The sequence below is a fragment of the Tepidisphaeraceae bacterium genome, assembly GCA_035998445.1.
Classification (GTDB): domain Bacteria; phylum Planctomycetota; class Phycisphaerae; order Tepidisphaerales; family Tepidisphaeraceae; genus DASYHQ01.
On the sequence record DASYHQ010000013.1, the window covers coordinates 163,044 to 174,569 of the forward strand.

Consider the following 11,526-nt stretch of genomic DNA (forward strand, 5'->3'; position numbering starts at 1 on the left):
TGCGAAGGGGAACGCCTCACCCCGGCGTCTTCGCCTGACTCAGACTGGGCGCGGCCGGATCGCCCTCGGCCAGCTGCACCAGCAGGGGCTGGACGCGCTGGTCGATGTGGTCCATCGTCATTGCCAGCGTCGTCGCGATTATCACGCTCTCGTCGCACGCGATGCGCGTTTTCGCCTTGGCGATCTCGCCTTTGAAGGACCACAGGCCGACGATCATCGGCAGCGCTTTGAACCGCTGGTGCAGCCGTTTGCACAGGTATCGCGATGACGTGACGGCATCCGGCGGTAACGCGCTGACCACCACCAGATGCGCGCCGTCGCGCTCCACCTGTTCCACCATCTCGCTCGCCAGCGATTTGACCGAGACGGCGGTCGCGCAGAAGCCGCGCATCTGCAGCAGCTGCGCGACCATCAGCCCGACGACCTCGTCGGCATCGTCGTGGGCGGGCAGGATCTCGACGTTCACGATGCAGTTTCGCGGCACGCGAAACCGGCTGCCGGTCGAGGCCCGCGCGCTGGCGAGGGCCGTCGCGATGGCGTCGTCCGGTTCCGCGTCGGCCAGACCGCGCGCCACCTTCACCCGCTGCTGATCGCCAAGCTCGTCCACCATCTCGCGGATGCTCCGGCGAACGTAGGCGGCGCGGTCCTCATCCAGAGTGTTCCGGTGCCGGTCCTGCTCGGCCATCGCCAGCGCGGGCATCAGCACCTCGTCGTACACGCGCTCCAGCGACATCTCGCGCAGGTAGTCGTCGGCGATCTCGCTCGCCTCCTCGGCGTCGGTCGCGAGCAGGCGCTGGTAGATGCGCTCCGGTGGCGCGAAGACGGGGTCGTCGCCCAGCAGGATGTCCAGGAACTTCAGGTTCGGGACGTTCTTACCGAGCACCACCAGGCAGACCGTCAACGGCGTGGCGATGACGAGGCCGATCGGTCCCCACAGCCACGTCCAGAAGACCGCCGACACCAGCACGGCGATCGTCGTCATGCCGGTGCTGCTGCCGTACAGCCAAGGCTCCATAAGGTTGTTGCTGAGCAGCTCGATCGTCGCGAACAGAATGACCACGCCGATGAACACGCCGAACCCGGGGTAGACCGCGAATGCGACCACTAAGGGGAAGACCGCCGCGATCCACGGACCGACGTACGGGATGAAGCGCAGCACGGCGCACAGCAGGCCCCAGAGGATGACGTTGGGGAATGATTCCTGGCCGATGACGCGCCCGATGATCCACAGGCCAATCGAGATCGCGATGCCGTACGTGCCGTTGACGATCGCCTGGGCCAGCAGGTACCGGCTGATGCGCGTGGCGGCGTCGTCCATCGCCTTCGTGGTGATGTTCAGCTGCCCGAACCCCACGAGTCGCACCATGCGGTCACGCAGGTCCTCGCGGTCCAGCAGGATGAAGATCGCGAAGACGATGACCAGGCCCGCGGTGCCGAGCGGCCCTAAGGCAAGACCCAAGTAGCTGGCGAGTTGCGTCAGCGGCGAAGGTTGGGGTTGCACGATAGCAACGGGCAACGGGTTGTCTTCGGTATACGGTTGCGTGGTGGCGGCCTCGGCGACGCGGGTGGCGTCGGGGCCGGTGTCGCGCAGGCGGCGCGTGCCGGTGCGGGGGGCGATCTCGCTCGCGATCAGTTCCGCGGGTTCGGCGATCGCCTGGGTGGTCGCGGGCTGGTCGAGGTTCTTCTGAACGTCGGTCACCAGCCCCATCAGGTTGCCAAGTGGCCCACCGCCGGACGGCTTGAGCTGTTGGACCTTGTTGATGATGTTTTCACGGTAATTTTCGAGATTTGTGGCTAAATTAAGCGTCTGGTCGCTGACGATGTAAGCCAGCGATGCCATCAGACCGGAGACCGCTAAGACCACGATCATCACCGAGGGGATGCGCCCGAGCCGCCAGCGTTCCAGCCGGGTGACGAGCGGCGTGAGCAGGAAGCTGACCAACAACGCCAGCGCCAGCGGGATCAGCACGTCGGACGCGAGATACAGGGCGGCAACGACCAAAAAAATCGTCGCGAAAATCAGGAATCGCGAGTGACGGTCGGGTGAGGTGCGGGCGGGCATAGGGTCTCGTGCGGGTGCGACGCCCGTCCGACAGTCGGCGGGTACGGGACGAGCATACCGGAAGCGGCCATTGCCCCGGTACGCGCAAAAGCCGCGTCCGATAAATCCCGAGGCTGCCGATAACAGCGTTCGGCACGAGATGTCACGCCGTGTCTGGCCGATAAGGGGAGCATGTCGTTTAAGAAACTATGCGGGTCCGTGAGTTTGATCGTGCTGCTGTTTGCCTCAATGAGCGGCGCGCAGACCACCCGCCCGACGCCTACCCAAAACTGGTCGGCCGCGGTCGAACGGTTGGCTCTGGCGCTGGTGACCGGCGACACACCGACCGCCCACGCCGCCACCACGAACGCCTTGAGCGTGGTCCGCAGTGGATCGACGGAGGCGGCCGATCTGACAACGCTGGTCCAACGCGCGACCGGTGGGGCGGTGCTGGGGACGCACGTTTACTCGTTCCCACCATTGGCCATGGCCGCCGACCTCGCCGCCGACTTCAAGACCGCTACGACGGCGTCGGACTCGATCAAGGCGCTTATGATTCCCACCAACGACGACGCCATGCAGCGTGCCAACGCGACGGCCATCCAATGGGTCGCCCAGGCGCTGGGTGCCACGCAGGGCACGCCGGTAGCGGTCGCGCTCGTGATGCCTGCCGCTGTCGCCGAATCGCCGAAGTCGCCGGTACCGGTGCTCGTGCTGATGCGCGGTGCCGCGGGCGAGGATGGTTCGTTCCACATCTCGCGCATCGTGTTCGGCACGCCGCTTGAGATCCTCGACTAAACGGCCCCGCGTTCGCAGCCCCAACGAAACTGCCCACGAATGAGTACGAATCAACACGAATGGTAGAGGAGCCTCCTCTACTAATCGTGTTCCTTCGTGCCCCTTCGTGGGCAGTCATCACTTTGGATTCATTCCCGCCTACTGAACGTGCAGGGCCCGCAGCTGATACGGGTACATCTCCAGCGTCACCTTCCCACCTTCCGCGTTGATCGCTTCACCCGTGGAGGCGTCGGTCACCTTGCCGGCAGGCAGGGTGATCTGGACACCCTTCTTGTCCGTCATGGCAGTGTTGACGACCGAGACGTAGGTGCCGTGGCCCTCGGTCTTGATCGACCGCACCACGACGGCGTCGTCGCTGCTGGCATCGTTCAGCCGCTCGCTCGGAAGCGCCGGCAGCGCCATGAAGGCCTGATTGAAGTTGCGCACATATTCGGGGAACCCACGGCCCCAGTTCAGGCCGACCAGGTAGCCCAGGTGCGTCGGGTCACCGTTGGCCATCGCCATGGCCTCGCCCATCATGCAGTAGGGACCGGCGCGTTCGATGTCGGCGACGAAGTAGCCAAGCTTGGGCTTGTCTTCCTTGTCGTACATCATGTTCTCGTTCAGCGAGTAATGCCGCATCACCGCAAGGCCCGCGGGCGAGCGGAACGCGTCGAACGTCTTCGGGTCCGACACGGTATACAAGCGGTTGTACGCGTGCGTCAGCAGGACGCCTTCGGTTTCCTTGTAGTTGGCCGGGTCCGACTCCGGGTTGGCGTGTTGCACTTCCCAGCCGCCCCACGTGCTTAGAGGCGCGGTGAGGGCCTTCAGGTACAGCTCCTGGCCCACCACGTCCTCGACGCTCGCGGGGTTGATCTTCGCGTTGGCCTCGCTTTCGTTGGCGGCCAGCCATTCCTTCCACGCGGCCACGTCGTCGGTGACGATGTTCGGCCCGCCGAACGGGAACGACACGCCCGGCTCCTTCGGCGAGGCGGTGTAGAGGATCGTCGCGTCCTTGACGCCGTTCTCGCGCAGGTGGTCGCGCATCGCGACGAGGAACTCCCGCCTCTTGCCGAACCACCACTGCTTGTACTTGTTCAGCAGCGTCTGATCGTCGATCAGTTGCTTGCGCGTTACCTCAGTACCGCCGTTGGCTTCCTCGGCGAAGCGCTTGCGCGTCGCGTCGGCGAAGCTGATCGGCAGCTGCGAGCGCGGCCGAAGCCAGGCGCCGGCAAAGTTCGCCTTGTCCTTGAACTGGATAATGGTGATATCCAGCATTTTCTTGAAGTCGGCGTAGGTGTCGGGATCGGTGATGTCGGCGTTGGCGTTCTCGATCCACTTGATGTGCGTGTAGGCATCGTCGCGCGTCAGCGGCTTGGCGCGGCGCTGGTTACCCAGCCCCTGCTGGCCCTTGCTGCCGGCGTACTCGTAATAGGGCATGACGTCGAAGCCGCGCTCACCCATCAACTGCACGATCTGCCCCCACAGCGGGGCGGCGTCGGCATTGTGGAACGCCCAGCGGTTGCCGCCGCCCGGCGTGCTGTCCCAGTGCTGCACGGCGCCGAACTCCAGCAGGTCCTTCGTATAGGTGCGCATGCCCAGGAACTCCATCTGGTTCGCCTTGAAGCGGTACCAGTCGAGCGGTTCCTTCAGGCCGCGCTTCGTCTCGTCCTTCGTGTCCGACAGCACCCCGTCGGCCATCTCTTCACGCCAGAAGATCCGGCGTTGGGGCAAGCCCTCTGGCGGCAGGCGTAGCGACAGGTTCACCTGCTCGCGGTTGGGCACCTGATACAGCCGGATCCGCGACACGGCCGCGCCTTGCGACATCGGGATGTTCTCGGCCGAGTACTGCGCGATCGTGACGTTAAATCCCTCTTCGGCGATCACGCCACGGTCACCAATGCCGCGTATGAAGCCGAGCTCCGGGAAGCGGTCGTGCAGGTTGAACAACATCTGCCACTTCTCGTGCTTGCCCGACAGCGGCACGTTCAGCGATTCGTTGTTGTTGTTGACGTACTTCGGGTGAAACGCGTCGCCGAGCGCCGTGCCCGTGTGGAACCCGCGGGCGGTCTCGTTGCCGGCGTTCAGCACGATCATGCTGCGCGGGGCGTCCTCCGGATACTCGACCTCCAGCACGTAGGTCGCGCCGGGCTCCAGCAGTTTGTGCCGCCCGATGCGGAACGTCATGTACGCGCCCTCGCCGGGCGTCTTATTCAGCACGCGCGTTGGTTGGCCCAGGATGGTCTCAATGCGGCTGGCGTCTTCCGGACTCTGCGCAAACATGTGCCCGGGCTCGGCGGTGGCGACGTCAATCTCGTCGACCAAGGTCACCTGGCCGAACGTCTCCAGTTCAACCTTCGGGCGGTTCTTCGCTTCTTCCTGTGCCTTGGCGATCGCGGCATCCCGCTCGGCGGCGGCCTGGGCGGCCTGAGCGCGCTGGGCCTGAACATCGGCCCATTCCTGCGGCTCGTAGGCGTACAGCACGATCTCGTTGAAGTTCGCGCCGGCGTCCTTCATCGTGACCTGGAGGTAGCGGGTTTCCACCTCCAGCGGGATCTCGCGCCACTGCTGATACCGGTCCGTGCTGAAGGTGGTCAGTTCCTTCCAATTATCGGGCGTGCCGGCCGAGAAGGTGACGTCTCCCTTGCCGTTGGTGTCGTACAGCCAGACGCGCGACAACGCGCGCGACTCGCCTAGGTCAATCGTGGCGCTGATTGGGAAGCCATCCTTGCGATGCTCGGACGGAATTGCATATGGCACCGTCGGCTTGCCGGCGGGGGGGTCACCGGCCAGCGCCTGCTCGTCCACCAGACCATCAGGATTCCCGTATTCGCGGTCGTGCGTGACCATGTCCGGCTTCAGTTCGACGCGCTTGTCGGCCAAAGCGCTGGTGGTGATGCCCATCATGATGACGGCAGACAGTGCTGCCCGTTGCAACGGTGTGATCACGAAGCTTCTCCTCTTGCTGATGTGACGACGCAGCCTGTCGCAATACCGCGACAGGCTGGTCAGGATCATCGCCGACAACCGCGTTAGCAGCCGCCTCGCAACAGTATACCACAGTTGCGTGACCGCGCTGCCGGACTCAACGATTTTAAATAGCGAAGCGGCGTAAAAACCGGCGGAGGGTCGACCGACCCAGGACCGTTTAATCGCTGCTGGAACAACAAACGAAAAATGTCATAAAACTTACATTGGAAAAGTGCCGATGTACTCGTGCCGGAACGTGATAACTGGAGCACTTCTTGAATAACCGATCAATGACCGTCTCAACGCGCTTGGCCCTCATTGCCTGCCTCGTGGCCGTGGGCTTACTGATGTCCGGCGCCATTTCGTTCTACACGCTGTCGCAGGTGAAGGTGAACGGGCCGATCTACCGGCAGATCGTGATGGGCAAGGACCTGATCGCCGACATCCTGCCGCCACCCGAGTATATCATCGAAAGCTTCCTGGTCGTGCAGCAGATGACTGACGAAACCGACCCCGCAGCCCGCGCGCAGCTGGCGGACCGGTTTGCGCAGTTGAAGAAGGACTTCGACGCCCGCCACGATTATTGGACCGCCGAACTGCCTGCAGGCGCCATGCGGGACCTGATGCTGAAGGACAGCTACGGGCCCGCGACGGAGTTCTTCGGCATCTATCAGGCCGAGTTCCTGGAAGCGTCGAAGCGCAACGACACCGCCGCCATGCAACGGCTGGCGGGTGGCACGATGAAGGACGCCTACCAACGGCACCGCAGTGCGATCGACGAGACGGTAAAGCTGGCGCTAACCTTTGCCAGCGACACCGAAGCGCACGCCGCCGTCGTGGTTAGCCGTAGCACGTGGATGATCGCCGGCACGACCGCCGGGCTGATGTTGCTGGTAGGCGTGGTCGTTGGGCTGGTGGCACGCACCATCAACCGATCGCTGACGCACCTGGCGACGTCGCTCGATCAGAACTCAGGCCAGGTCGCGACCGCGGCGACGGAGGTGGCGTCGGCGAGCCGATCGCTGGCCGAGGGCGCCAGCACGCAGGCGGCGAGCCTGGAAGAATCGGCGTCGGCGCTGGAGCAGATGTCGAACATGACCCGCCGCAACGCCGACACCTCGCGCACCGCCGTCGCGCTGTCGGCCGAGGCCAAGAACGTCGCCGTTCAAGGCAACACCGCGATGACGCAGATGGCCAAGGCGATCGCCGACATTCAAAGCGCCGCGACCGACACCGCCCACATCGTCAAAACGATCGACGAAATCGCCTTCCAGACCAACTTGCTGGCCCTTAACGCGGCCGTGGAAGCCGCCCGGGCCGGTGAGGCTGGCAAGGGCTTCGCCGTCGTCGCCGACGAGGTGCGCAACCTCGCCACCCGCAGCGCAACGGCCGCCAAGGACACATCAGCTCTAATCGAACGATCGGTCGAGCACGCGCGCAACGGTGTGCAGATCGCGGCGCAGGTGGGGCAGTTCCTGGCGCAGATCACCAGCACGTCCGACAAGGTCGCCACGCTCGTCACCGAGATCGCCAGCGCCAGCAGCGAACAGGCTGCCGGCATCGAACAGGTGAACCGGGCCGTCTCGCAGATGGACACGGTGACGCAGCAGAACGCTTCGGCGTCCGAGGAATCGTCGGCGGCCAGTGAAGAGCTTTCGAGCCAGGCGCGCGGCATGTCCGACCGTGTCGCCGAACTGCGCCTGCTGGTCGGCGGCAACGCGGCCGTCGATCGTGCACGGGCGGCGTAAGACAACTTGCCGGGCAGGGGGCGGAGGGTGCCGCACGATGAAGGCAGCGGCACAGTTGCCTTCAATTGCGCGCACTCTGCAACTTACTGTACACTCCCGCGACTGACCGATCGGTGGCACCGTCGGCAGGCGCTGGAGGATACGCACTTGTCAGATTCCGGTCATGATGTCGTCGCGCCCGCCTTGCATGATGAGGTCGTCTCGGAGGGTGAGGCGCGATTCGAGCTATATCGCAAGCTGGCTGGTCTGGTCCTCACACCGCTTGCGTTTTTCATCACCTACACGCTGTGCGACGGCCTGACGCCGCAGGGTCGCACGCTGTCGGCCATCCTCGCGAGCGTGGTCGCGCTCTGGGTGACCGAACTGATCCCGCTTCCCGTTACGTCGTTGCTCGGGGCGGCGATGTGCGTCGTGCTGGGCGTGTCGGACGCGAAGACGGTGCTCGCCTACTTCGGCGACCCCATCATCTTTGTGTTCCTCGGCGGGTTCATGATCGCCCGCGCGATGAGCGTCCACCAGTTGGACCGCCGGATCGCGCTCTACTTCCTGTCGATACCCATCATTGGTTCCACGCGCGCCGGCATGCTGGCGGGGCTGGGCATCGTGACGGCGTTCCTGTCGATGTGGGTCAGCAACACCGCGACCGCAGCCATGATGCTGCCGATCGCGCTCGGCATGCTGTCGGCGATCCACCGCATGCGCGTGGAACGCGGTGAAGCCAGCGGCCCGATGGACGCCGCCAACTGGCCGTTTGCCACCGGCATGATGCTGATGGTCGCCTACGGCGCCAGCATCGGTGGCATCGGAACGCCAGTCGGGTCGCCACCGAACCTGATCGGGCTGGCACTCATCCGCAAGTCGGTCGGTGTCGACATCTCGTTCTTCCAGTGGATGATGCTTTGCCTGCCATTGCTGTTGGCGATGGGCGGAGTGCTGTTTCTGCTGCTCTACCTGATGCACCGCGATCGGCCGGCGGTGAAGTCGAGCGTGACCGGCAGTGAAGTTCTGGCGTACATCCAGTTGGAACGCCGCAAGATCGGTCCGTGGACGCGCGGCCAGGCGAATACGCTGATCGCCTTCGCGATCGCGGTGACGTTATGGGTACTTCCCGGCGTTCTCGCGTTGCCCTGGTTCGCCAAACTTCCGTCCGCCGTCGCCACAGCGGCTTGGTTCAAGTCGCACCTGCCCGAGTCCATCGTGGCGCTGCTGGCGGCGTCGCTTCTGTTCCTGCTTCCGACGCGATTGCGCACCGGTGAATTCACGCTATCGTGGAAGGATGGCCAGAAGATCGATTGGGGCACCATCCTGCTGTTCGGCGGCGGTCTGGCGCTGGGCACCCTTATGTTCGACACGAAGGTCGCCGAGGCGATGGGCTACGCGCTGACCAACCGCATCGACGCTTCGTCCCTCTGGACCCTGACGGCCGTCTCGATCGCCATGGGCATTGTGCTCAGCGAGGGCACGAGCAACACCGCCAGCGCGAACATGGTCATTCCCGTCGTCATCGCGATCAGCCAGAGCGCGGGCGTGAACCCGCTGCCGCCGGCACTGGGCGCGTGCCTGGGGGCCAGCTATGGCTTTATGCTGCCCGTCAGCACGCCGCCCAACGCGATCGTGTATGGGTCTGGCCTGGTGCCACTGTCGCGCATGATGCGCGCCGGCATCGTGTTCGACATCCTTGGCTTCGGCGTCATCTTCGGTGGCCTGCGCCTGCTTTGCCCGCTGATGGGCTTTACGGACTAAAGACCGGCGGACGAAACCTTGCCGCCTCGCGCGCAGTCGTCATCCCGATGAAAGCCTAAAGGCTAGCGGACAAAACCTCATGTCATCCCGAAGGAAGCTGTAGCGACCTGAGGGATCTCGAACCACGGACGGTTCTCGACCTTGGGAGATCCCTCAGGTCGGCAAGCCTCCCATCGGGATGACACGTTCCTGATCAACGCCGGGGTTTTTCCGCTAGCCTTGAGGCCCCCTTTACCCCTTGGTCTGCAGCACCCGGCCCGGTCGCATGCGCGGTGGGACCGGCTGGATCAGCTTCCGCCGCTCGGGCGTCAGGCGGGCCATCAGCTCGTCCGACGGCAAGTAGTTGTATCGCGGCAGCAGCACGTGCGGCGAATACCGGTAGATCATCACCCGCCGATGACCGGGGTTGGTGCGGGACGTCGAACCGTGGCAGATGGCGTCGGTAAACATCAAGGCGTCGCCAGCCTTCAAATGCACCTCCTGCATGCCCACCTGGTCACCGGCGACGATGTCGTCGTTATACGACTGCGGCTTGCCCACGCGATCGCCCACGGCCCGCAACGCCGGGTGCACCTCATGGCTCTTGTGGCTGCCGGGGATAACGGTCGTGCAACCGTCGCCGGGGCCGATGTCGGTCAGCGCCATCAGGATGTTGATCTGTCCGACCATCCAATGGCCCGTGTGGTGGCGCACCACATGTGGGAATGCTGCTACGTGACCGCCGGAGTGCAGGCCGATGAATCCACCCTGGCCGCGCACGTTCAGGAACGCTTCGTTGATCGAGATGCCGTGGCCGTCTGTGCTGATGTACCGGCGCACGTCGCCGAACCACGCGGGGTGATCGATGCATTCCTCGAACACGTCGCCGCCCTCGATGATGTTCTGGAAGTTCACGCCGTCGTGACCCTGGTACGACTGCGCCTCCACGTCGCCCACCCAGTCACCAATGTTGCCGGGCGGGTGGGCGTCCACCCAGCCGTTGATGCGCTTGAGCTGGTCTGGCGAAAGCGCGCCCTTCAACACGCGAAACCCGTTCAGGTCGAACAGGTAATCGCGCTCGGCAACAGCGTTGCTGTCGGCGGTGTTGGCAGGACTCGTGGTGGTAGAGGGCGGTGGTGACGTGAGCGTGGATTTCATGCTCGCATTGTTACGAACGGCGAGCGCGGCGTCTTCTCACGGCATGCCTGCGTGTTATCATCCTATGTCTTCATGCGGGTGAAACTTCCCATTCCGTCGGGCGACGTTGGCTTCGTGCAGGAGGCATGGGCGCGTTCGCTCAAGCCATGGAAGGGACCGCCGCACCGGCATGCGGAGTTGGAACTGAACTTGGTGTGCTCGGGGCACGCGGTGTACCTGGTGCGCAGCCGACAACCCAAAGGCCGGCAGCAGTCGCTGGGCTCGAACCGCATCAACATCGCGGCCGACAACATCCTGTGGTTGTTTCCATCGCAGGAACACATGCTGGTCGAATGCTCGTCCGATTTTCACATGCTGATCGCGGTCTTCCGCCCGGCGCTGGTCGACAGCGTTCGGCAGATGGACCGGCAGTTGAACCCGCTGGGCAGCCAGAGCGGATCGAGCAGCCCGGCGCGCATCGTAACGAAAGCGGTCCGCGCGCAGTTGCAGCCGTTGATGTCCAGTCTTACGACCGGCGGCACGGTTGATCACGCGACCACCGCCGTCGAGCGAGACTGGGGGATGCGGTGGCTGCTGGCTTCGGCATGGCGGGCTTACGAGGCGGCGTCGGACGCGCCGGTAATGGCCGACGTGCACCCCGCGGTGGAGCGGGCGGCGTTCTTGTTGCGCGACGATCCGGGCCAGTTCGACCTGGCGCTGCTGGCCCGTCGGGCGGGCGTTAGCCCCGCGTGGCTCAGCCGGCTGTTTCAACGACAGTTGGGGATGTCCGTCACCGAGTTCCGCAACCGCCAGCGCATCTCGCGATATCTGGCCGCGCATCGATCCGGTAAGGGGCAGACCCTAACCGCGGCGGCATTCGCGGCCGGGTTTAACAGCTATCCCCAGTTCTACCGCGTCTTCCGCTCCTTCACCGGATTAAGCCCGGTGGAGTACGACTCGCAGAACAGGACCTCATACGTGTAACGGCAGCCCGGCCGGCCCATGAGGAAGGCCGGTTCCACATCATCTCGTGGCCTTCGAACGGTGGTCATATTTCCAGTTTCCTCAGTTGACTCTGCAGCACCACCTACGCAATTATTGCGTAACGCATCTCGCTTGCGGAACCATGTT

The 11,526-nt window shown here is 64.3% G+C and carries 7 protein-coding genes; 4 read left to right on the top strand and 3 right to left on the bottom strand.

The genetic code is table 11. The features are described from left to right. Positions 1–16 precede the first annotated feature (16 nt). Positions 17–2,062, bottom strand: coding sequence for an AI-2E family transporter (locus VGN72_04020; protein ID HEV7298507.1), 2,046 nt, complete (start codon positions 2,060–2,062; stop codon positions 17–19). 171 nt (positions 2,063–2,233) lie between these two features. Here VGN72_04020 and VGN72_04025 point away from each other — a divergent pair, with 171 nt between their 5' ends. After that, positions 2,234–2,839, top strand: coding sequence for a hypothetical protein (locus VGN72_04025; protein HEV7298508.1), 606 nt, complete (start codon positions 2,234–2,236; stop codon positions 2,837–2,839). Positions 2,840–2,977: 138 nt separating this feature from the next. Here VGN72_04025 and VGN72_04030 read toward each other — a convergent pair whose 3' ends face one another. After that, positions 2,978–5,767 carry a hypothetical protein gene (locus tag VGN72_04030; GenBank protein HEV7298509.1) on the bottom strand — a complete coding sequence of 930 codons (2,790 nt, stop codon included), beginning with the start codon at positions 5,765–5,767 and terminating at the stop codon, positions 2,978–2,980. A gap of 311 nt (positions 5,768–6,078) precedes the next feature. On the opposite strand from VGN72_04030, the gene VGN72_04035 reads away from it, so the two are divergent. Further along, complete coding sequence (locus VGN72_04035) at positions 6,079–7,536, top strand: methyl-accepting chemotaxis protein (GenBank protein ID HEV7298510.1); 1,458 nt, start codon at positions 6,079–6,081, stop codon at positions 7,534–7,536. Between the two features lie 147 nt (positions 7,537–7,683). Further along, positions 7,684–9,279 carry a DASS family sodium-coupled anion symporter gene (locus tag VGN72_04040; GenBank protein HEV7298511.1) on the top strand — a complete coding sequence of 532 codons (1,596 nt, stop codon included), beginning with the start codon at positions 7,684–7,686 and terminating at the stop codon, positions 9,277–9,279. A gap of 231 nt (positions 9,280–9,510) precedes the next feature. On the opposite strand, the gene VGN72_04045 is transcribed toward VGN72_04040, so the two are convergent. After that, positions 9,511–10,416: a phytanoyl-CoA dioxygenase family protein gene (locus VGN72_04045; protein ID HEV7298512.1), complete on the bottom strand. Its 906-nt coding sequence runs from the start codon at positions 10,414–10,416 to the stop codon at positions 9,511–9,513. Between the two features lie 72 nt (positions 10,417–10,488). Here VGN72_04045 and VGN72_04050 point away from each other — a divergent pair, with 72 nt between their 5' ends. After that, a complete protein-coding gene (locus VGN72_04050) occupies positions 10,489–11,379 on the top strand; it encodes a helix-turn-helix domain-containing protein (GenBank protein HEV7298513.1) in 891 nt (296 codons plus the stop codon). Positions 11,380–11,526 lie beyond the last annotated feature (147 nt).